At 68.8% G+C, this 20,605-nt stretch carries 22 protein-coding genes; 8 read left to right on the top strand and 14 right to left on the bottom strand.

Features of this window, described 5'->3' with window-relative positions; translation table 11 throughout:
* Nucleotides 1-120 precede the first annotated feature (120 nt).
* The 3 genes from CHC02_RS27195 to speE form a co-directional block, all read right to left on the bottom strand.
* Nucleotides 121-906 (bottom strand): sulfite exporter TauE/SafE family protein, encoded by a 786-nt coding sequence (locus CHC02_RS27195; protein WP_089394503.1) that lies wholly within the window; start codon nucleotides 904-906, stop codon nucleotides 121-123.
* 161 nt (nucleotides 907-1,067) lie between these two features.
* On the bottom strand, nucleotides 1,068-3,146 hold the full coding sequence (locus tag CHC02_RS27190; protein WP_089394502.1) for an LTA synthase family protein: 2,079 nt from the start codon (nucleotides 3,144-3,146) through the stop codon (nucleotides 1,068-1,070).
* Between the two features lie 228 nt (nucleotides 3,147-3,374).
* Nucleotides 3,375-4,235 carry a polyamine aminopropyltransferase gene (gene speE, locus CHC02_RS27185; RefSeq protein WP_089394501.1) on the bottom strand — a complete coding sequence of 287 codons (861 nt, stop codon included), beginning with the start codon at nucleotides 4,233-4,235 and terminating at the stop codon, nucleotides 3,375-3,377.
* A 168-nt stretch (nucleotides 4,236-4,403) separates the two neighbouring features.
* Here speE and CHC02_RS27180 point away from each other — a divergent pair, with 168 nt between their 5' ends.
* Both CHC02_RS27180 and CHC02_RS27175 read left to right on the top strand, forming a co-directional pair.
* Entirely contained in the window at nucleotides 4,404-5,312 is a 909-nt protein-coding gene (locus CHC02_RS27180) for a DNA-3-methyladenine glycosylase family protein (RefSeq protein ID WP_089394507.1), read from the top strand.
* A 4-nt stretch (nucleotides 5,313-5,316) separates the two neighbouring features.
* Nucleotides 5,317-5,814, top strand: a complete 498-nt coding sequence (locus tag CHC02_RS27175) for a methylated-DNA--[protein]-cysteine S-methyltransferase (protein WP_089394500.1) — start codon at nucleotides 5,317-5,319, stop codon at nucleotides 5,812-5,814.
* An 82-nt stretch (nucleotides 5,815-5,896) separates the two neighbouring features.
* Here the strand turns inward: CHC02_RS27175 and CHC02_RS27170 are convergent, their stop codons facing one another.
* The 6 genes from CHC02_RS27170 to aroC all read right to left on the bottom strand — a co-directional run bounded on the left by CHC02_RS27170 (nucleotide 5,897) and on the right by aroC (nucleotide 10,475).
* Nucleotides 5,897-6,088: a PLDc N-terminal domain-containing protein gene (locus CHC02_RS27170; protein WP_089394499.1), complete on the bottom strand. Its 192-nt coding sequence runs from the start codon at nucleotides 6,086-6,088 to the stop codon at nucleotides 5,897-5,899.
* 52 nt (nucleotides 6,089-6,140) lie between these two features.
* Nucleotides 6,141-6,824 carry an acireductone synthase gene (gene mtnC, locus CHC02_RS27165; RefSeq protein ID WP_089394498.1) on the bottom strand — a complete coding sequence of 228 codons (684 nt, stop codon included), beginning with the start codon at nucleotides 6,822-6,824 and terminating at the stop codon, nucleotides 6,141-6,143.
* 140 nt (nucleotides 6,825-6,964) lie between these two features.
* Complete coding sequence (locus CHC02_RS27160) at nucleotides 6,965-7,510, bottom strand: 1,2-dihydroxy-3-keto-5-methylthiopentene dioxygenase (protein WP_089394497.1); 546 nt, start codon at nucleotides 7,508-7,510, stop codon at nucleotides 6,965-6,967.
* Nucleotides 7,511-7,540: 30 nt separating this feature from the next.
* Nucleotides 7,541-8,167, bottom strand: a complete 627-nt coding sequence (locus CHC02_RS27155) for a methylthioribulose 1-phosphate dehydratase (RefSeq protein WP_089394496.1) — start codon at nucleotides 8,165-8,167, stop codon at nucleotides 7,541-7,543.
* The gene (locus CHC02_RS27150) at nucleotides 8,164-9,315 is read right to left on the bottom strand and encodes an MFS transporter (RefSeq protein WP_089394495.1); all 1,152 of its coding nucleotides are present in this window, start codon (nucleotides 9,313-9,315) and stop codon (nucleotides 8,164-8,166) included. Before CHC02_RS27150 ends, CHC02_RS27155 begins: the two co-directional genes overlap by 4 nt.
* A gap of 68 nt (nucleotides 9,316-9,383) precedes the next feature.
* Entirely contained in the window at nucleotides 9,384-10,475 is a 1,092-nt protein-coding gene (gene aroC / locus CHC02_RS27145; RefSeq protein ID WP_089394494.1) for a chorismate synthase, read from the bottom strand.
* Between the two features lie 112 nt (nucleotides 10,476-10,587).
* On the opposite strand from aroC, the gene CHC02_RS27140 reads away from it, so the two are divergent.
* Together CHC02_RS27140 and CHC02_RS27135 are read left to right on the top strand one after the other, a co-directional pair.
* Nucleotides 10,588-11,586 (top strand): alpha/beta hydrolase, encoded by a 999-nt coding sequence (locus tag CHC02_RS27140; RefSeq protein ID WP_167364855.1) that lies wholly within the window; start codon nucleotides 10,588-10,590, stop codon nucleotides 11,584-11,586.
* Between the two features lie 124 nt (nucleotides 11,587-11,710).
* Nucleotides 11,711-12,496: a hypothetical protein gene (locus tag CHC02_RS27135; protein WP_089394493.1), complete on the top strand. Its 786-nt coding sequence runs from the start codon at nucleotides 11,711-11,713 to the stop codon at nucleotides 12,494-12,496.
* Between the two features lie 246 nt (nucleotides 12,497-12,742).
* Here CHC02_RS27135 and prmB read toward each other — a convergent pair whose 3' ends face one another.
* Entirely contained in the window at nucleotides 12,743-13,654 is a 912-nt protein-coding gene (gene prmB, locus CHC02_RS27130; protein ID WP_089394492.1) for a 50S ribosomal protein L3 N(5)-glutamine methyltransferase, read from the bottom strand.
* 172 nt (nucleotides 13,655-13,826) lie between these two features.
* On the opposite strand from prmB, the gene CHC02_RS27125 reads away from it, so the two are divergent.
* The 4 genes from CHC02_RS27125 to folE all read left to right on the top strand — a co-directional run bounded on the left by CHC02_RS27125 (nucleotide 13,827) and on the right by folE (nucleotide 16,172).
* Nucleotides 13,827-14,423, top strand: a complete 597-nt coding sequence (locus CHC02_RS27125; RefSeq protein WP_089394491.1) for a cysteine hydrolase family protein — start codon at nucleotides 13,827-13,829, stop codon at nucleotides 14,421-14,423.
* 169 nt (nucleotides 14,424-14,592) lie between these two features.
* Nucleotides 14,593-14,913 (top strand): hypothetical protein, encoded by a 321-nt coding sequence (locus CHC02_RS27120; RefSeq protein WP_009618630.1) that lies wholly within the window; start codon nucleotides 14,593-14,595, stop codon nucleotides 14,911-14,913.
* Nucleotides 14,914-14,972: 59 nt separating this feature from the next.
* Nucleotides 14,973-15,530 carry a Smr/MutS family protein gene (locus CHC02_RS27115; RefSeq protein WP_089394490.1) on the top strand — a complete coding sequence of 186 codons (558 nt, stop codon included), beginning with the start codon at nucleotides 14,973-14,975 and terminating at the stop codon, nucleotides 15,528-15,530.
* A gap of 96 nt (nucleotides 15,531-15,626) precedes the next feature.
* Nucleotides 15,627-16,172 carry a GTP cyclohydrolase I FolE gene (folE, locus tag CHC02_RS27110; RefSeq protein ID WP_089394489.1) on the top strand — a complete coding sequence of 182 codons (546 nt, stop codon included), beginning with the start codon at nucleotides 15,627-15,629 and terminating at the stop codon, nucleotides 16,170-16,172.
* A gap of 1,044 nt (nucleotides 16,173-17,216) precedes the next feature.
* Here folE and CHC02_RS27105 read toward each other — a convergent pair.
* The 4 genes from CHC02_RS27105 to CHC02_RS27090 all read right to left on the bottom strand — a co-directional run bounded on the left by CHC02_RS27105 (nucleotide 17,217) and on the right by CHC02_RS27090 (nucleotide 20,587).
* Nucleotides 17,217-18,077, bottom strand: a complete 861-nt coding sequence (locus tag CHC02_RS27105; RefSeq protein WP_089394488.1) for a cache domain-containing protein — start codon at nucleotides 18,075-18,077, stop codon at nucleotides 17,217-17,219.
* 73 nt (nucleotides 18,078-18,150) lie between these two features.
* The gene (locus CHC02_RS27100) at nucleotides 18,151-18,612 is read right to left on the bottom strand and encodes a bacteriohemerythrin (protein WP_089394487.1); all 462 of its coding nucleotides are present in this window, start codon (nucleotides 18,610-18,612) and stop codon (nucleotides 18,151-18,153) included.
* 193 nt (nucleotides 18,613-18,805) lie between these two features.
* Nucleotides 18,806-19,408 (bottom strand): glutathione S-transferase family protein, encoded by a 603-nt coding sequence (locus tag CHC02_RS27095; protein ID WP_089394486.1) that lies wholly within the window; start codon nucleotides 19,406-19,408, stop codon nucleotides 18,806-18,808.
* A 9-nt stretch (nucleotides 19,409-19,417) separates the two neighbouring features.
* Nucleotides 19,418-20,587 (bottom strand): aminotransferase-like domain-containing protein, encoded by a 1,170-nt coding sequence (locus tag CHC02_RS27090; protein ID WP_089394485.1) that lies wholly within the window; start codon nucleotides 20,585-20,587, stop codon nucleotides 19,418-19,420.
* Between the last annotated feature and the right edge of the window lie 18 nt (nucleotides 20,588-20,605).

Raw genomic sequence — 20,605 nt, 5'->3', positions numbered from 1 at the left:
ATGCTTTTTCATGGCCTCACCCTCACTGTCGCTGGCCTCTTAGAATGCCACCGTGGCGCCTCGACGCCTCGGTGAGGGTGAGTCCATCCAATTACGAACCCAGAGAACCACCGAACCGGCTCAGAACACCAGCTTGTAGCCGATACCGAACAGCATCACCGCCAGGCACGGCCGCAGGACGCTGTCGGAAATCCGCCCGGACAGGTGGCTGCCCAGGTAGATGCCCGGCAGCGAGCCGCACAACAGGTAGCCCAGCAGTTGCCAGTCCATGTTGCCCATGCTGGCGTGGCCCAGGCCGGCCACCAGGGTCAGGGGCACCGCGTGGGCGATCTCGGTGCCCACCAGGCGGCGAGTGGCGAGGAAGGGGTAGAGCACGAACAGCGCCACCGTGCCCAGGGCGCCGGCGCCGATGGAGGTCAGCGCGACCATGGCGCCGAGCACCACGCCGGTCAGCACCGTGAGGCTGTTCAGGCTGGTGCCGCCCAGGTGGTAGTGGTCGCCGGCGTGCCTGTGGGCGAAGGCCAGCAGCTTCTGCTTGAACAGGATGGCCAGGGCGGTGAGCAGCAGGACCACGCCCAGGGCGTGCTTGATCACCGTGTTCAGCGCCTGGGTGTCGGCGCCCAGGCCGTGCAGGAACAGCAGGGTCAGGCCCGCCGCCGGCACGCTGCCGAGGGTCAGCCAGCCGGTGATGCGCCAGTCGACGTTCCTGTGCCGGGTGTGCACCAGCACGCCGCCGGACTTGGTGATGGCCGCGTACAGCAGGTCGGTGCCCACGGCGGCGGCCGGGTTGATGCCGAACCAGAGCAGGATGGGCGTCATCAGCGAACCGCCGCCGACACCGGTCATGCCCACGATGAACCCGACCACCAAGCCTGCGACAACGAAACCAAGGACGCCGAATTCCATCAACCCTTCCTGAAAGCCATGAGCGGCCCGCGAAAACCGGCGGGCAGGATAGCGGCTTTCCTTATAAGCGCTTATATCAATATCGACTTAATTTATAACCAAATTTTAAAGCACCGCCCACGAAAAAGGGGCCCGCGGGCCCCTTTTCCATCATGCGCCGGTCAGTCGCTGTCCGGCTTGCTGTCCACCACGCCGGTGGTGTTGTTCAGCAGGCTGCCGGTGGCGGTCTGGATGAAGGACTCCAGGCGCTTCTTCAGCTCGGCCTCGTCCGGCACGTTCTGCACGCGGTCGGCCTTGGGATGGGCGCCGACCTGGTAGTCGTACACGCGGATGTCGCCTTCCTTGGGCTTGATCAGGATGCGGTTGCCGGAAAGGATGGCCACCACCTGTTCGCTGCCCGAGGGCTTGATCACGCCGAAGCCCTTGTCGCCGGCCGGCAGGTTCAGCAGGTCGCGGCCCCAGCACTGGTGGCGCACCTCGCCGCCCAGGCGGCCCATGATGGTCGGCACTATGTCGATCTGGGTGCCGACGGTGTCGCGGCTGCCGCCGAACTTCTCCTGGATGCCCGGGGCGATGATCAGCAGCGGCACGTTGAAGCGGAACAGGTCCATCTCGGTCAACTGCTCCGGCGCGCCGAAGCCGTGGTCGCCCACCACCACGAACAGGGTGTCCTTGTAGTAGGGCGATTTCTTCGCCTTCTCGAAGAACTGGCCCAGCGCCCAGTCGGAGTAGCGCATGGCGGTCAGGTGCTCGTCGAGGCTGCCGTTGCCGGTCACGCGCTCCACCGGCAGGTCCTTGGGCAGGGCGTAGGGCACGTGGTTGGAGAGCGACTGCAGCAGGGCGTAGAACGGCTTGCCGGTGGCGGCCAGGCGGTCCAGTTCCTCGTTGCCGCGGGCGAACATGTCCTGGTCGGACACGCCCCAGGTCGGGTCGGAGAACACCGGGTTCACGAAGTCGTTGCGGCCGACGAAGGTGGTCATGCCCTGGTTGGCGAAAAAGCCGGACTGGTTGTCCCAGGCGAAGTCGCCGTTGTAAACGTAGACGTCGTCGAACTGGCGGGCGCTGAGCAGCTGCGGCAGGCCGGAGAACTTGTGGCCGCCCTCCGGCGTCTGCATCAGGTACTCGAAGCCCGGCAGGTTGGGGAAGCAGGCCATGGTGGCGAACATGCCCTGGTGGGTATGGGTGCCGTTGGAGAAGAACTGGGTGAACAGCAGGCCTTCCTTCGACAGCTTGTCGAAGTACGGGGTGATGTTGCCCGGCGCGCCCAGGGCGCCGACGAAGTGGCCGGCGAAGCTTTCCAGGAGGATCACCACCACGTTCTTCACGCCCGGCAGCGTGCCTTCGGCCGGCGGGGTGAAGTCGCGGCGGATGGCCGCGTCGTCGGCGTCGACCAGCTTGTCGTTGGGCGTCAGCAGCATCTGCCGCACGGTGTCGCGGGCCTGGTCGTCGGGCAGGGTGGCCTTCCAGATGTTCGCGCGGTCCTCGCCGAAGCGGTCCTCGGCGGCCTTGAGCAGGGTCATGGAGCCGTTCAGGCCCAGGTGGTTGGCGAACATGGAGTCGGTGGTGAAGGCATCGCCCCAGCGCAGCGGCGGGCCCTGGCGCAGGGTGCCGCGGTAGGCGACGCCGGCCACCAGCACCACCACCAGCAGGGCGGCGACGCGCAGGTACCAGGCGGCGGCCGAGGCGCCCACGGCGCTGGGCCGGGTGGCGCGGTCGACGCCGCGGAACAGCATGAACAGCAGCCAGGTGGCCACGGCCCAGGCCAGCAGGTAGCGGACCACCGGGTAGCCGTACCAGATCATGCTCATGACCGTCTTCGGGTCTTCGGACATGTACTGGAACACCAGGCTGTTCAGGCGCTGGTGGAACTCGCGGTAGAAGTCCAGCTCGAGCACGCCGAGGAACAGCGTCAGGCTGGCCAGGGCGGTCAGCCAGACGCGCCAGAGCATGCGCCAGCGCATGGCGGTGACGCTGGCCAGGGCGAAGATCATCGGCGCGACTATCAGCACCACCGCGCGGATGTCGAAGCGCACCCCGGTGAGGAAGGCCTCGACGAAGGTGCTGGCCGGGGTGTCGCCGATCAGCTCGCGGTTGTAGATCAGCAGCGCCAGGCGCAGCAGCGAGAACATCAGCATCAGCGCCAGGCTGCTGAGCAGGATGAACCCCAGGTGGCTGGACACCGTCGCGCGCGCGAGGTTGGCCGCGCGCTGGCGGGTATTCAGGACTTCCGATTGGCCCATGGTCAGGTTCCGTATTCTGCGACTTTCGGTTTCGGGCGCCCTCCCCGGCACGGGCGAGGGACGCATGGCCGCCACGCCGCCGCGGGGCGGGGGCGTGGAAGCCGGCGGCGCATTCTAGTCGGGCAAGATTAGCCGGACCTTAAGAATCGCCGCCGAAGCGGGGGATTATGCCCAATGCGGGTGAAAAAAGAGTCGTCGCCGCCGGGCGGTCCCGGCGGCGCGCGCCGGTCAGTCGTTGTGCGGCTTGCCGATGGCCTGCAGCACGTACTGCGGCAGGGCGAAGGCGCCCCGGTGGATTTCCGGGTTGTAGTAGCCGGTGGCGATGCCGCTGGCGGCGAAGCGCTGGCGCAGAGTCTCCAGCGGCACCTGGCGCAGCGCCGGGTCGGTAGCGCCCCAGGCGAAGGTCATGGCGCCGCCGATGTAGGTGGGCACCGCCGCCTGGTAGAAGTGCCAGTCGGCGAACAGGCCGTTCATCCGCCCGGCGGTGTTGCGCACGGTGTCCAGCTGCATGAAGGGCGTGCCGTTCTGGGTGACCAGCACGCCGCCCGGGTTCAGGCAGCGGTGGCAGGCCTGGTAGAAGTTCTCGGAGAACAGCACCTCGCCCGGGCCGATGGGGTCGGTGGAGTCGGAGATGATCACGTCGAACCGGCGCTCGGTGGTGGCGACGAAGCGCATGCCGTCGTCGATCACCAGGTCCAGGCGCGGGTCGTCGAAGGCGCCGTTGGAGTGGCGCGGCAGGAACTGCCTGCACATGTCGACCACGGTGCCGTCGATCTCGACCATGGTGATGTGCTCGACGCCGGCGTGCTTGCACACCTCGCGCAGCATGCCGCCGTCGCCGCCGCCGATGATCAGCACGCGCCTGGCCGCGCCGTGGGCGAGGATGGGCACGTGGGTGAGCATCTCGTGGTAGATGAACTCGTCGGCCTCGGTGGTCTGGATCACCCCGTCCAGGGCCATCACCCGGCCCATGCGGGCGTTCTCGAAGATCACCAGGTGCTGGTGCTCGGTGCGCACCTCGTGCAGCAGCTGGTCGACGCTGAAACGCTGGCCGTAGCCTTCGTAGAGGGTTTCCTGGTAGTCGCGCATGGGCGGTCTCCCGGTTCGACGGTGAATGAAGCGGGCCGAGGGCCGGCCGTGAAAGGCGCGCATTCTACTGTGCGAGGCATGACAGGTCGAACCCACTCGCTGTGCCCATACAGTTTGAAAGTCAGCTGCGGGACGACAGCGCGGCGGCGGCGGGTTATGGTCAGCGCCATGAACACAGCCATCGCCCCCCTCGTCCTGCACCTGCCCTACCAGCCGCCCTGGGACTGGCGGCAGTTCCACGAGCATTTCGCCCTGCGCCGCCTGGCCGGGGTGGAAACCCTGGGCGAGGCCCACTACCGGCGCAGCCTGCGCCTGGACGGCGTGCCCGGCTGGATGGACATCCGCCCGCTGGCCGGCGAGCCTGCCCTGCGCCTGGAGTTGCACCTGGACGGCGGCGCCGCCGACAGCGCCCCGCTGGCCGAGCGGGTGCGCAAGATGTTCGACCTGGACAGCGACCCGCGGGCGGTGGCCGCGCACCTGGGCGCCGACCCGCTGTTGCGCCCGCTCGTCGAGGCCTGGCCGGGGCTGCGCCTGCCCTGCGCCTTCGATCCCTTCGAGCAGGCGGTGCGCGCCATCGTCGGCCAGCAGGTCACGGTGAAGGCCGCGGTGACCATCACCGGCCGCCTGGTGCAGCGCCTCGGCCAGCCCCTGGGCAACGCCGTGGCCGACGGCCCGCAGCACCTCTTCCCTACCCCGCGGGCCCTGGCCGAGGCGGACCTGGCCGGCATCGGCATGCCCGGCAAGCGCGTGGCCAGCCTGCAGCGCTTCGCCGCCGCGGTGGCCGAGGGCGCCCTGGAACTGCACGTGGACGATGGCGCCGAGGCCCTGGTGAAGCGCCTCTGCGAGCTGCCCGGCATCGGCCCCTGGACCGCCGAATACGTGGCCCTGCGCGCCTTCGGCGAGGCCGACGCCTTCCCCGCCGCCGACCTGGGCCTGCTCAAGTCGCCGGTCTGGGGCGAGGCCGGCATCGCCGCCCGCGACCTGCAACGCCGCGCCGAGGCCTGGCGCCCCTGGCGCGCCTACGCCGCCGTCTATCTCTGGCAAGCCTACTCGCAAGGCAGCCGCATCGGAGGATGAAGCCATGCACTACCGCTACTACGACAGCCCCCTCTGCCGCCTGCTGCTGGCCGGCGACGAGCAGGGCCTGCGGATGCTCTACATGACGCCCTTCGAAGGCCACGAGCCGGGCCCGGACTGGCGCGAGGCCAGCCACCAGCTAGATGAGGCGATGCGCCAGCTGGACGAATACTTCGCCGGCAAGCGCAAGGTCTTCGACCTGCCCCTGGCGCCCCGCGGCACCGAGTTCCAGCGCCAGGTCTGGCACGCGCTCACGCAGATCCCCTACGGCCACACCACCTGGTACGCCGACCTGGCCGAACGCATCGGCCGGCCGAAGGCGGTGCGCGCGGTGGGCGCGGCCAACGGCGCCAACCCGATCAGCATCATCATCCCCTGCCACCGGGTGATCGGCCGCGACGGCAGCCTGACCGGCTACGGCGGCGGCCTGCCGCGCAAGGAGGCGCTGCTGCGGCTGGAGGGGGTGATGGTGGGGGAATCGCGGGAGTTGGAGCTGGTTTGATGGGGTTTCCCGGGAGGTTTCGTGTTCTGGGGAAACTCCATTCGCGAGCAAGCTCGCTCCTACGAAAACCCTCGTCACCCCGCTATACGCGGACGTTGCCCTTCGGCCCGGCGATCGCCCAGATCACCAGCCCGAGCAAGGGCAGGATGACGATCACCAGCACCCAGATGATCTTGATCGGCACCTCCGCGCCGCTCTTGAGCACGCTGATGATCGCCCAGACGTCGAGGGCGAAGATGATCAGGCCGATCAGCCCGTTGAAGGTCGAACCCATGGCGCCGCTCCCGCTGCTGGAGGTGTGCCCTCCAGCATAGACGGCGGCGGCCTCAGCAGCGGGCCGGGTCGATCAGGGCGAAGCTGGCCTGCGTCTCGTGGCCTTCCAGGGCGCCGCCCTCGCGGGCCAGGCCGGTGGTCGCAAGGCCAGCCTCGCGGGCCGCGTCCAGTTCCTGCACCACGTCGGAGAGGAACAGCACCTGCTCCGCCGGCAGGCCGATGGCCTGGGCGATGCGCGCGTAGGAGGCGGCCTCGCGCTTGGGCCCGCTGGTGGTATCGAAGTAGCCGGAGAACAGCGGCGTCAGGTCGCCGGCCTCGGAGCAGCCGAAGATCAGCTTCTGCGCCTGGATCGAGCCGGAGGAGTAGACGTACAGGTCGTAGCCCTCGGCCTTCCAGCGGCGCAGCGCCTCCACCGCGTCCGGGTAGACGTGGCCCTTGAGCTGGCCGGCGCGGTAGCCCTGCTCCCAGACCATGCCCTGCAGCGCCTTCAGCGGCGTGGCCTTGCGGTCCTCGGCTATCCATTGCAGGAGGATGGCGATGCAGCGCTCGACGTCGGCCCCGGCCTCGCCGCTCTCGGCGCGCACAGCGTCCAGCTGCGCGGCCACGTCGGGCTTGTCGGCGTGCTCGCGGACGAAGTCCGGCAGGTGCGCCGCGGCGTAGGGGAAGAGCACGTCGAAGACGAAGCTGACGGCGCTGGTGGTGCCTTCGATGTCGGTGAGGATGGCTTTGATCGGCATGGGGACTCCAGAAGCGCGCCCTTCCCTCGCCGTCGTCCCCGCGAACGCGGGGATCCAGAGTCTCTGGGTTCCCGCGTTCGCGGGAATGACGGGATGGGGCGCATACGTAAGGCAGTTGCTCCTGTGGGGCAACGAGGTATTCAGTCTTCCAGCAGCGGGAAGCGCCCGGCGATCCCGTCGCCGGTGAACTTCGCCACCCAGCCCTCGGGGTTGTTGAACAGGCGGATGGCCACGAAGTGCGGGCGCTCGCCCATGTCGAACCAGTGGCGGGTGCCGGCCGGCACCGAGATCAGGTCGTTCTTCTCGCAGAGCACGGCGTAGACGTGGTCCTCGACGTGCAGGGTGAACAGCCCGCGGCCGGCGACGAAGAAGCGCACCTCGTCCTCGCCGTGGCGGTGCTCGTCGAGGAACTTGGCGCGCAGCTCGTCCTTCTGCGGGTGGTCGGCGTTCAGGCTGACCACGTCGACGGTGACGTAGCCCTGCTCGTCCTTCAGGCGCTGGATCTCCGCCGCGTAGGCGGCCAGCACCTCGTCGGGGCTGGCGCCGGGGGCGATGGGCGCGCTGGCCTGCCAGCGCTCGAAGCGCACGCCGAGCTCGGCCAGGGTGGCGGCGATGTCCTCGGCGTGGGTGAGCAGTTTCAGCGGCTGCTCGGGGGCGGATTCGTGGTAGACGGTCAGGCTGCTCATGGTCGGGTCCTCGGGTACTGCCGGATTCGCTCAGCGCGTGCCGCCGCGAAGGCTGATCACTTTAAGTTCGCATTCGAAGAGGAATTCGAAGGCTTCCACCTGGCGCAGGGCGTCTTCCATGCGCGGCCCCCAAGTGTACAGGCCGTGGCCGCGGATCAGGTAGCCGGGGCAGTCCGGGTGGGCGTCCAGCCAGGGCTGGACCTTGGCCGCCAGGCGGGCGATGTCCTGGTCGTTGTCGAAGATCGGCACCGTCACCCGGCCCTCGTGGGTGGTGACGCCGGCGAAGGCCTTCTGCAGCTCGTAGTCCTCCAGCTCCAGGCGCTCGCCCTGGGTCAGGCGCGAGAGCACGGTGGCGTTCACCGAGTGGGTGTGCAGCACCGCGCCTATCTCCGGGCGCCAGGCGTAGAGCTGGGTGTGCAGCAGGGTCTCGGCCGAGGGCTTCTTGCCCGGTTCCAGGCTGTTGCCGGCCAGGTCCGTCTCCAGCACGTCGTCGACGCCCAGCTGGCCCTTGTGCCGGCCCGAAACGGTGAGCAGCGCACGGTCGGCGGCCAGGCGCGCGGAATAATTGCTGCTGGTGGCCGGCGACCAGCCGCGGCCGTACAGGAAGCGCCCGGCCTCGATGATCTGCCGGGTCAGGTGTTCACGATTGACGCTCATGCCCGCTCCTCTTTCAGACGGGTACCGATGATAACGGCTGCGGCCAGGGCCGCGAGGCTGGCGATGGCGAAGGTCCAGGCCGGACCCAGGCTAGCCCAGCTGTAGCCGGAGTAAAGCGCGCCCAGGGCGCCGCCGGTGCCGGCCAGGGCGGCGTAGAGCGCCTGGCCCTGGCCCTGCTGGCGCGCCTGGAAGCTGCGCTGGACGAAATGGATGGCCGCGGCGTGGAAGGCGCCGAAGGTGGCCGCGTGCAGCAGCTGGGCGAACAATAGCAGGCCCAGGTGGCCGGCCAGGCTGCCCAGCAGCAGCCAGCGCAGCGCCGCCAGCAGGAAGCTCGCCGCCAGCACCTGGCGCAGGCTGAAACGCCCCAGCAGGCGCGGCATCGCCAGGAACAGCAGGACCTCGGCCACCACCCCCAGGGCCCACAGCCAGCCGATCAGCCCGCGGCTGTAGCCGAGGCGCTCCAGGTGCAGGGTGAGGAAGGTGTAGTACGGGCCGTGGGACAGCTGCATCAGGCACACGCACAGGTAGAAGGCTATCACCCCGGGCTGGCGCAGCTGGGCCAGGAAGCCGCTGGCCGGCGCGTCGCCGTGGCGCCAGGCCGGCTGGGCGTTGGGCACCCACCAGCTGGCGCCGACGATGCCCAGCATGATCGCCAGCAGCGCCCAGGGGTAGTAGTCCAGGCTGGTGGCCTCGAACAGCCGGCCGAGGCCGACCACGGTGCAGATGAAGCCGATCGAGCCCCACAGGCGGATGCGGCTGTAGCTGGCGGTGCGCTCGCCCAGGTGGGCCAGGGTGATCACCTCGAACTGCGGCAGCACCGCGTGCCAGAAGAACGCGTGCCCGGCCATCACCAGCGCCAGCCAGGCGTAGCTGTGGTCGAGGAAGATGAGGGCGAAGCATGCCGCGGTACACAGCGCGCCGAAACGCACGATGCGCAGGCGCTGGCCGGAGCGGTCGCCCAGCCAGCCCCACAGGTTCGGCGCCACGCAGCGCATCAGCATGGGGATGGCCACCAGCTCGCCGATGCGCGCGGCGGAAAAGCCCAGGTGGTGGAAGTACAGGGCGAGGAAAGGCGCGGTCCCGCCCAGCAGGCAGAAATAGAAGAAGTAGAAGCTGGACAGGCGCCAATAAGGCAGGGGAGCGGCCACAGGCTACAGGCGGCAGGCTGCAGGCAGAAGCCGCTGTTTCCTGAAGCCTGCCGCCTGTAGCCTGCAGCTCATAGTTGGCCCAGCACCGGGGTTGCCACGCTCACCCCGGCATTCTGCGCGCGGTTGCGCAGCAGGTGGTCGAGCAGCACGATGGCCATCATCGCCTCGGCGATGGGGGTGGCGCGGATGCCCACGCAGGGGTCGTGGCGGCCCTTGGTGACCACTTCCACCGGGTTGCCGTTGACGTCGATGGAGCGGCCGGGGGTGGTGATGCTGGAGGTGGGCTTGAGCGCCAGGTGGGCGACTATCGGCTGGCCGCTGGAGATGCCGCCGAGGATGCCGCCGGCGTTGTTCGACAGGAAACCTTGCGGGGTCAGCTCGTCGCGGTGCTCGGTGCCACGCTGGGCGACGCTGGCGAAGCCGGCGCCGATCTCCACGCCCTTGACCGCATTGATGCTCATCAGCGCGTGGGCCAGCTCGGCGTCCAGGCGGTCGAAGATCGGCTCGCCCAGGCCCGGCGGCACGCCTTCGGCGACCACGGTGATCTTCGCGCCCACCGAATCCTGGTCGCGGCGCAGCTGGTCCATGTAGGCCTCCAGCTCCGGCACCTTGTCCGGGTCGGGGCTGAAGAAGGCGTTCTGCTCGACGCTGTCCCAGGTCCTGAAGGGAATCTCGATCGGGCCCAGTTGGCTCATGTAGCCGCGCACGCGGATGCCCAGGGCCGCCAGGGCCTTCTTGGCGATGGCGCCGGCGGCCACCCGCATGGCGGTCTCGCGGGCCGAGGAACGGCCGCCGCCGCGGTAGTCGCGGATGCCGTACTTGTGGTGGTAGCTGTAGTCAGCGTGGGCCGGGCGGAACAGGTCCTTGATCGCCGAGTAGTCCTTGGACTTCTGGTCGGTGTTGCGGATCAGCAGGCCGATCGGGGTGCCGGTGGTCTTGCCCTCGAACACGCCGGAGAGGATTTCCACCTCGTCGGCCTCCTGGCGCTGGGTGGTGTGCCGGCTGGTGCCGGGCTTGCGCCGGTCGAGGTCGCGCTGCAGGTCTTCCAGGGACAGCTCAAGGCCGGGCGGGCAGCCGTCGACGATGGCGACCAGCGCCGGGCCGTGGCTCTCGCCAGCGGTGGTGACGGTGAACAGCTTGCCGTAGGTGTTGCCGGACATGCGAGGCTCCGCGGAAGACTTGGGTGAACGAAAAGGCCCAGCAGTATACCTGCGACACTCGGCCCTGCGAACCTTCCGCGGCGCGCGCCGTCAAACCGCTATCATGCAGTCCATGAAGCCTTCCATGCCACGCCTCATCGCCCTTCTTTCCTGCTGGCTGTTCGCCGCAATGACCTACGCCGCCTCCCCCACCATCCTGCAACGCCCCTACGACCTGGACACCGGCCACGGCGTGCTGCGCGGCACCCTGCTGCTGCCCCAGGCCGCCACCCCGCCGCCGCTGGCCGTGCTGGTGGCCGGCTCCGGGCCCACCGACCGCGACGGCAACAACCCCGGGGGCGGCAACAACGCCTACCTGCGGCGCCTGGCCGAGGCCCTGGCGGCCAACGGCATCGCCAGCCTGCGCTACGACAAGCGCGGCGTCGCCCGCAGCCGCGACGCCGCCCCCGACGAGCGGCAACTGAGCGTGGACGGCTACGTCGACGACCTGGTGGCCTGGAGCGACCGGCTGGCCGCCGACCCGCGCTTCGGCCCGCAGGTGCTGGTCGGCCACAGCGAGGGCGCGCTGATCGCAAGCCTCGCCGCACCGCGCAGCCGGGCCGCGGCCCTGGTGCTGATCGCCGGCAGCGGCCGGCCGATCGACAAGGTCCTGCGCGAGCAGCTCTCGGTGCGCCTGCCGCCGCCCCTGCTGGCCAGGGCCGACGCCATCCTCGACCAGTTGCGCGGCGGCCGGCAGGTGCCCGAGGTGCCGGCGCAGCTGAACGCGCTGTTGCGCCCCAGCGTGCAGCCCTACCTGATCTCGCTGTTCCGCCACGACCCGGCCCGGGCGCTGGCCCGGGTGCGCCAGCCGACGCTGATCCTGCAGGGCACCAGCGACATCCAGGTCGACGTGGCCGACGCCCAGGCCCTGCACCGCGCAAGGCCGGACGCCGAGCTGCAGCTGGTGTCCGGCATGAACCACATCCTGCGCATCGTCCCGGCCGACGTGAAGAAACAGCTGGCGTCCTACAACGACGCCAACCTGCCGCTGGCCCGCGACCTGGTCCAGCGGCTGGTCGATTTCATCCGCAGGGTCCGCCCGCAGGAGCCGCCAGCCCAGGGCATGGGCTGAAACGAACGTCTCAAGAAATCCGCCCCGGCGTCGATAATCGCTTAACCCCTGTATGAAAGGCGTTACACATGCCTCCTGCAGAAGTTGAGTCAGCCCTGGCCGCCGGCCAGGCCCGAGGATTCCGATGACCGACGCCGACCCGCGCAGCGACGACGCCGCCCCCGCCGAAGCACCGGCCCCGCCCCACCCCTGGGCGGAGCTGGCGCCGGAGCATTTCCGCCTGCTGCGCCTGGCGCCCCAGCCCACCGACCGCAGCACCGGCGCCCGCCCCCTGCGCTTCGTCCAGCTCGGCCGGGTGGAACGCCACGCCCCGGAGCGGAGCCTGCTGCGCCTGAGCGTCCAGTTGCCCGGCCAGGCCCTGCGCAAGGAGCAGAACCTGTTCGAGGTCTGGGCCGACCACCGCAACAGGGAAGTGCGCTTCGGCGCCGACAGCGGCTTCGCCCTGGAGCCGATCAACCGTGGCCTGGGCCGCTTCCTGCTGGCCCAGGGCATCGCCTGGGCCAGGCAGAAGTGGGCGCACTACAAGGTCGAGGGCGGCACCCTGGGGGTGAAGGACGCGCCCAACGAGGACATCCGCCTGCGCCGCGACCATTTCCTGCGCGCCCAGGGCTTCGACGTCGAGTACGAGGACTCGCGCCTGCTCAAGGCCCGCTACGGCGCCGGCCGGGTGAGCGAGCTGTACGACGACTGGAACAAGGACAAGGTGCAGCTGGTGCCGCTGCTGGACGCCGCGGCCATGCTGGAGCAGGCCGACCAGAACCTGGCCAGCCAGGACAACGAGATCCGCAAGCTGCAGCAGCGCATCGAGACCTTCCGCCGCGACGACACCAGCCTGCGCTTCATCATCGCCTGCCTGACGGTGTTCGCGGTGTTCCAGGCGGGGCTGCTGATCTGGATGGCGACGCACTGAGGGCCGGGGCGGACGGACGGGCGGGCATGGCTTCTCGTAGGAGCGAGCTTGCTCGCGAACCGCCCTGCGTGCCTCCGCCACCCCGTCATCCCCGCGAACGCGGGGAACCAGAGACGCTGGGCTCCCGCGTTCGCGGGAGTGACGGTCATGGTTCGCGAGCAAGCTCGCTCCTACGAAGGGCACCCGACGCAGGCCCCTGCAGGAGCGCGCCCTGCGCGCGAAATCGCGGGCAGGGCCCGCGGCGCCTCAGCTCACCCGCGAGCGGAACAGCGCCTGGTGCTCCCGGCACTGCTTCGCCGAGAGCAGGAACACCCCGTGCCCGCCGTGGCGGAACTCCAGCCAGGTGAAGTCCACCTCCGGGTACAGCGCCTCGACGTGCACCTGGCTGTTGCCCACCTCGACTATCAGGGTGCCCTGCTCGGCCAGGTGGTCGGCGGCCTCGGCGAGCATGCGCCGCACCAGGTCCAGGCCGTCGTCGCCGCAGGCCAGGCCCAGTTCCGGTTCGTGCTGGTACTCGGCCGGCATGTCGGCGAAATCCTCGGCGTCGACGTAGGGCGGGTTGGACACGATCAGGTCGAAGCGCTGCCCCGGCAGGCCGGCGAAGCCGTCGCCCTGCACGGTGTAGACGCGCTCGCCCAGCTCGTGGCGCTCGATGTTGACGTTGGCCACTTCCAGGGCGTCGAAGGACAGGTCGGCCAGCACCACTTCCGCCCGGGGGAATTCGTGGGCGCAGGCGATGCCGATGCAGCCCGAGCCGGTGCACAGGTCGAGGATGCGCGCCGGCTCCGCCGCCAGCCAGGGCGCGAAGCGCTGGCGGATCAGCTCGGCGATGGGCGAACGCGGGACCAGCACGCGCTCGTCGACCACGAAGGGCAGGTCGCAGAACCAGGCCTCGCCCAGCAGGTAGGCGGTGGGCACGCGCTCCTCGATGCGCTTGCGCAGCAGCTCGCGCAGGTAGTCGCGCTCGTCGTCCTCGAGGCGGCAGTCCAGGTAGGCATCGGCCATTTCCCATGGCAGGTGCAGCGCACCGAGCAGCAGTTGACGCGCGTCGTCCCAGGCGTTGTCGGTACCATGCCCGAAGAACAGCCCCTCGGCATGGAAGCGGCTGACCGCCCAGCGGATATGGTCTCGAAGGGTCAGCAAACGGGATTCGGTCACGGCGCAAGGTCCTCGCAACGGGCAAAAGCCCGTCATTCTAGCCCAAGGCGGCGTACAGCGGGCGCATACCGGCGTCGAGGGGGTCAATACCACTTTGCGCGGGTTTCGCATAGATTCACAGCGCCCGCGGAACAGACCACAATGGTGGCATACGCATCATCAGGAGTACGTCATGTCCCAACCGCTCAGCATGCTGAAGATCAGCGGACGCGGCTATCCGCCCGCCACCCTCCGCCAGAGCACGCTGCTGATCATCGACGCCCAGGAAGAGTACCGCAGCGGCGTCCTCGCCCTGCCCGGCCTGGAACCGGCGGTCGCGCAGATCCGCCTGCTGCTGGATGCCGCGCGCAGCCAGGGCACCCCGATCGTCCACGTGCGCCACCTGGGCATCCACGGCGGCCTGCTCGACCCGCAGGGCCCGCGCGGGCAGTTCCTGCCCGAACTGGCGCCGCTGCCCGGCGAGGTGGTGGTGGAGAAGCGCCTGCCCAACGCCTTCTCCGGCACCGAGCTGCACGACCGCCTGCAGCACAACGGCCGGCTGGACATCATCGTCTGCGGCTTCATGACCCATTCGAGCATCAGCACCACCGTGCGCGCGGCCAAGGACTACGGCTACCGCTGCACCCTGGTCACCGCCGCCTGCGCCACCCGCGACATCCCCACCCCGGATGGCGGCGTGCTCTCGGCGCGCGACCTGCACCATGCGGAAATGGCCGCCCTGGGCGACAACTTCGCCGCCGTGGTCGGCGAGGCCCAGGCGCTCGTCTGAGCACCGTCCGTCCCGCTGCGGCGGCGCCTTGCCGCCGCAGCTATTAGGCTGTAAGGCAACGCATCCAGCGGGCACGCGCCGGACGGGCGGGCCAGGCATTCCCCGTGGGGGCGGAACCCCCTCCCGCCGACACCGGTCATAGCCTCGTTCAGCAGATGAGGAAGCCGGGATGAAGATGTCCGACAGTTTCGATCCACGCACGCTGCGCCCGAAGCGACCGGGCCGCTGGCGCTGGCGCTTCGTGGCCGCCGTGGCCGCACTGATCGCCGCGTTCGGCGTGCTCGGCGCCCTGGCCGGCGGCGCGGCGTTGCTGCGCCGGCAACCGGCGGCGGGGGTGATGCACATCGAACCGGCGGCTGGCGCGGTATTGCTGGTGATCGGCCTGCTCGCCCTGTGGCTGGGCGTGCTGTTCTGGCGCCTGGCGCGGCGCCGCGCGCGGCGTGGCGACGGCCTCAGCCTGTCGCCGCGGCTGATGAAGAAGCGCGGCTGAGCGGGCTTGCCGCAAGGCGCCCGTGATCCGTTAGAATGCCGCCTCTTCGCGGAGGCTCCATGCAAGACGACGATTTTTCCCTGTTCGCCAACGAGATGCGCGGCGTCAAGCGCATCGAGGTGGACCAGGCCGACACCGGCAAGCCCAGGGCCGACCGCCAGCAGGTCCGGCTGCGCCAGCAGAACGCCACGACGAAAGTGGAGAACGTGCGCGTCGACGGCTTGTCCGACCTGTTCGTCATCGACGTCGGCGCCGAGGACGAGCTGTACTGGGCCCGCGACGGCGTCCAGGAAGGCCAGATGCGCAAGCTCAAGGCCGGCCAGATCGGCTTCGAGGGCAGCCTCGACCTGCACGGCATGAACATCGAGAAGGCCCGCGAGCTGCTCTGGGACTTCCTCGCCGAGGCCACCCGCCTGGAAGTGCGCTGCGTGCGCGTCACCCACGGCAAGGCGGCACGCACCGACGGCCGCCGGCCGCTGCTCAAGAGCCACGTCAACACCTGGCTGCGCCAGCACCCGCAGGTCCTGGGCTTCACCTCGGCCCTGCCGCGCCACGGCGGCACCGGCTCGCTCTACGTGATGCTGCGCCGCACCATGCTGGAGGGGCGCGACGAGTAATCCGTCGTCCCCGCTGGCGCACCGCGCCCTTGCCAGCGCGCGACGCGCGCCCTACCCTGCCTCTCCTGCGCTTCAACGAGTCCCAACAGGTAGATCATGTCCCTGGAACAAAACTATTCGGAGATCCTCAGCCAGCTCGGCGAGGACGTCACCCGCGAAGGCCTGCTCGACACGCCCAAGCGCGCCGCCAAGGCCATGCAGTACCTCTGCCGCGGCTACCAGCAGACGCTGGAAGAGATCGTCAACGGCGCGCTGTTCAGCTCCGACAACAGCGAGATGGTGCTGGTCAAGGACATCGAGCTGTACTCGCTGTGCGAGCACCACCTGCTGCCCTTCATCGGCAAGGCCCACGTGGCCTACATCCCCAACGGCAAGGTGCTGGGGCTGTCCAAGGTGGCGCGCATCGTCGACATGTACGCCCGCCGCCTGCAGATCCAGGAGAACATGTCCCGGCAGATCGCCGAGGCCGTGCAGCAGGTTACCGGCGCTCTGGGCGTGGCGGTGGTCATCGAGGCCAAGCACATGTGCATGATGATGCGCGGCGTGGAGAAGCAGAACTCCTCCATGGTCACCTCGGTGATGCTCGGCGAGTTCCGCGAGAACGCCGCCACCCGCAGCGAGTTCCTCAGCCTGATCCGCTGAGGTCGCTTGTGGGATGAAAAACCGGCCTGTGGGGCCGGTTTTTCTTGTCTGTAAGACGGAGTCCGCTCCTACGGGGGAATACCGTGCCTCATGGTGGATTGTAGGAGCGAGCTTGCTCGCGAACGGGGTTTGTCGGTGGCATCGGCGTTGGGTGTAAGAGCACCCTCTCCCCAGCCCTCTCCCTGAAGGGAGAGGGGGCTGTTCGGAGTGACTTGTCGGTCAGGCGCCATCCTCACACCCTCGTCATTCCCGCGAACGCGGGAAGCCAATTGGCTTGGGGGCTCGGTGTAGCGCGCCGCTCCGAGTACTCGGATGTTTTTTGTTTCGCCCCCTCGGGCGAGTCCCTTTTGTCAGTCGCCACAAAAGGAACCAAAAAGGCTTGCCCCGACATACGGGCCCGATGAAGCCGGGCTACCCTCGCGAATTCCCCCGCCACGGAGGCCCGCCCCGACAGCACGTCCCTGTGCTGATCGGGGCTCTCGCGACATCCATGTCGCATGACCTCCTGAGCGCCGGTTTCGCTCGGCCTTCTGAAGGGGCGTTCCGGTGCGCTCGGGTGTTTCCCTGGAAGTCCAAAATCAAGAGCGGCACTGCTCTTCGTAGGATCGAGGGGGACGCCTAGTTCTTGCTCGCGAACCCTGACTCCGTCCCCCCTCCCTAACCCTCCCCCGCAAGCGGGAGAGGGGACCGTTCGGCGTGAAGCGGAATCACGAAGCTCCCGGGCTCCCCGTAGGGCGCATAACGCCTACGGCGTTATCCGCCAAATCGCGGACAGAGTCTCCTACGGTTCCAGGTAGCACGGGCGTAGGAGCGGACTCCGTCCGCGATTGGACTCACCAGCCGCGCCGGACATCCCTGTGACACGGCCGACGGCGGTGAGGGCTATCAGGATGACTCCGGACGCTCCGGCAGCTCAGGACAGCCCCCTCTCCCGCTTGCGGGAGAGGGTTGGGGAGAGGGCGCTCTTGAGCCCAGCATCTACACCGCCGGGAAGCTCCGTTCGCGAGCAAGCTCGCTCCTACGAAGAGCCCCATGGCGGGGCTTTCAGCCCCCCGCCGTGTAGTACCCCACCGCTACCAGGTAGTGCCCGCTCTTGCGCAGCAGGGCGTGCTTGTTCTCCACCTTGCCGGTCACCGGGTTGCGCCACTGGTAGTCGAACTGCCCTTCGCCCTTGCTCTTGGCCAGGGCCAGCATGGCCTGGCCGATGGCGTTGCCGGCCGGGTCCTTGAGGCCGGCGAAGTCGGTGCCGACCATGCGGGTGTTGTAGCCGTGGGCGACGAACTTGCTGGTGTCCATGTCGACCACGAAGGCGTAGAGGTCATCCTCGATGAAAGCCTTGTCGAGGTCGTTGATGCGCTTGAAGGTGGCGTCCGGCGCGCCTTCCACCGCCTTCACCGTCTTCTCCAGCATGGCCTCGGCCTGGCGGGCGTCGGCGCGCGGGATGTAGTAGCCCACCGCCAGGAAGCGGTCGCCCATGCGCTGGTAGTAGGTGTGCTTGCGCTCGACGCGGCCGTCGGCCCAGTTCTTCCAGCGGTACTCGGTTTCCTGCACCTTGCCGTTCTCCGGGGCCTTGAGGGCCTTGGCGAACTGGGTGCGCATGTTCGGGTCGAGCAGTTGCGAGACGTCGCGGCCGATCAGCACCACCGAGGGGCCGCCGCTGGCCAGCATCACGCCCTTGCTGTCGACCACGTAGACGTACAGCTCGTTATCGACGAACTCGCCCTGGCGGCTGAACGCGGCGAAGGCCTTGTCGCCCTCCTGGCGGTAATAGGCCACGGCCTTCTCCAGCAACTGCCGGGCCCGCTGGGCCTGGGCGGCGTCGGCCGCGGTGCTGGTGGCGGCCGGCAGGTGCAACGGGGCCAGGCAGGCAAGGCAGAACAGCAGCGCACTGAGCAGGCGTTTCATGCAGGGTCCTCCGCATAGTCCCTTCTTGTTCTGGACTGAGCATAGATGGCCGCTGCGGTTTCGCCCGCCGGCGTCAGCCGAAGAAGCGTTTCATCGAGCGCGACAGCCAGCCGCCGTGGCCCTGGTCGCGGGTCAGCTCGTGCATGCTGGCCTTGACCGACTCCACGTAGTTGGCGTCGTCGTTGCGGATGTGGGTGAACAGCCAGCGGCCGAGCAGGCCCTTGAGTTCCTCGGCGACGTCCTCGCCGGCGGCGAAGCGCAGGCGGTAGTCGGAAACGCGCTTGATGAAGAGTTCGTGGACCTTCTTGTGGGCGCGGGTGAACTGGTAGCCGGAGTCTTCCAGCAGGGTTTCCTCGAAGGCGAAGTGCGATTGGGTGTAGTCCACCAGCTCCTCGATCACCTCGCCGACCCGCGCCTTGTCCAGCGTGCCCTGGGCCTCGTGCAGCTGGTTGATCATCTCGACGATTCGCTTGTGCTGGTTGTCGATCACCTGGATGCCGGTGTTCAGGTCATCCTGCCAGACCAGATAGGCCATTTTTACCTCCCCCACCGGCCGCCGGCATTCCTGCCGCCCCGGCTACTGCTCTATTGTTGGCTGCGCCCAGGGTAGGGAGGCGGGACGGGGCACGCCATGATGCCCGTCAATAGGATTGACCCTAAACTGCGGACTAGAGCCCACGAATACGAAAAAGCCCGCACGGTGGCGGGCTTTTCGTAGGCACATTCCTTCAGCCGAGCATGCCGACGTGCCGCGGGTGCGCCGCGACGCGTTGCATCCAGGCGTTGATCGCCGGGTAGCCGGAAAGGTCGAAGCCGCCCTGGTGCGCCACGTGGGTGTAGGCGTACAGGGTGATGTCGGCGATGGAATAGCTGTCGCCCACCAGGTAGGGCGTGCGCGCCAGCTGCTGCTCCATCACGTCCAGGGCCTTGTAGCCGCCCTTCAGGCAATTCTCGTACTCGGCGCGGCGCTCGTCAGGCATCTTCAGGTAGAACTGGATGAAACGCGCCACCGCCACGTAGGGCTCGTGGCTGTACTGCTCGAAGAACTGCCACTGCAGCACCTGGGTGCGCAGGCGCGGTTCCTTCGGCAGCAGCTCGCTGCCGTCGGCGAGGAAGTTGAGGATGGCGTTGGACTCCCACAGGCAGCTGCCGTCCTCCAGTTCCAGCACCGGCACCTTGCCATTGGGGTTCTTCGCCAGGAACCCGGGGGTCTGCGTCTCGCCCTTGAGGATGTCGATGTCGCGCCACTGGTACGGCAGGCCCAGCAGGTGCAGGACCAGCCTGACCTTGTAGCAGTTGCCGGACAACCGGTCGCCGTAGACGGTGTACATGTCGCCTCCTCAGGCGGGCTGGGCCGCCGCTTGTGCTTCGCGGATCACCGCGGCCAGGTGGCGCAGGCCCTCGCCCAGGCGCTCCGGCGCCACGTGGCTGAAGTTCAGGCGCAGGTGGCCGGGGTTGGCATCCGGGTCGGTGAAGAAGGGTTCGCCGGGCATGAAGGCCACGTTCTGCTGCAGGGCCTTGTCCAGCAGGCCGCGGGTGTCCACCGGCCGTTTCAGGGTCAGCCAGAAGAACAGCCCGCCCTGGGGCACGTTCCACTCGGCCAGGTCGGCGAAGTGTTCTTCCAGTTGGGCCTGCATGGCGTCGCGGCGGATGCGGTAGAAGTCGCGCAGTTCGGCTAGGTGGCCGCGGTAGGCCTCGGTGCCGAACCACTGCAGGGCCTGCCACTGGCCGATGCGGTTGGTGTGCAGGTCGGCCGACTGCTTCAGGCGCAGCAGGTGCGGGAACAGGTCCGGGGTGGCGATCAGGAAACCCACGCGCAGGCCCGGCAGCAGGGTCTTGGAGACGGTGCCGGTGTAGATCCAGCTGGCCTTCTTCAGGCGGCTGACCAGCGGGGTGGCGCTGCCGGCGTCGAACACCAGCTCGCGGTAGGGTTCGTCTTCGATCAGGGTGACGCCGAACTCGTCGAGCAGCGCCGCCACTTCGTCGCGGCGCGCTTCGCTGTAGCGCACGCCGGACGGATTCTGGAAGGTCGGGATGAGGTAGGCGAAGGCCGGCTTGTGCCGTTCCAGGCGCTGGCGCAGGGCAGCCACGTCCGGGCCCTCGGCGCCCAGCGGCACGGTCACGCAGTCGGCGCCGAACAGCTGGAAGGCCTGCAGCGCGGCCAGGTAGGTCGGCGCCTCGAGCAGCACCTCGGTGCCCGGGTCGATGAACAGCTTGCTGGCCAGGTCCAGGGTCTGCTGCGAGCCGCTGACGATCAGCACCTGGCTGGCCTCGCAGGGCACGCCCAGGGCCCGCGCCTCGGCGGCGATGGCCTCGCGCAGGGCCGGCTCGCCCTCGCTCATGCCGTACTGGCCCATGCTGGCCGGCATGTCCGCCCACTCCACCTTGGGCAGCATGGGCTCGGCCGGCAGGCCGCCGGCGAAGGACATCACCTCCGGACGTTGCGCCGCAGCGAGGATTTCACGGATCAGGGAGCTTTTCAGGCGGGCGATGCGTTCGGAGAAGGCCATGGGGTCACCGGTAGCGGA

The sequence above is a fragment of the Pseudomonas delhiensis genome, from assembly GCF_900187975.1.
Taxonomy (GTDB): domain Bacteria; phylum Pseudomonadota; class Gammaproteobacteria; order Pseudomonadales; family Pseudomonadaceae; genus Pseudomonas; species Pseudomonas delhiensis.
This window is presented reverse-complemented; position numbering and strand designations above follow the sequence as displayed.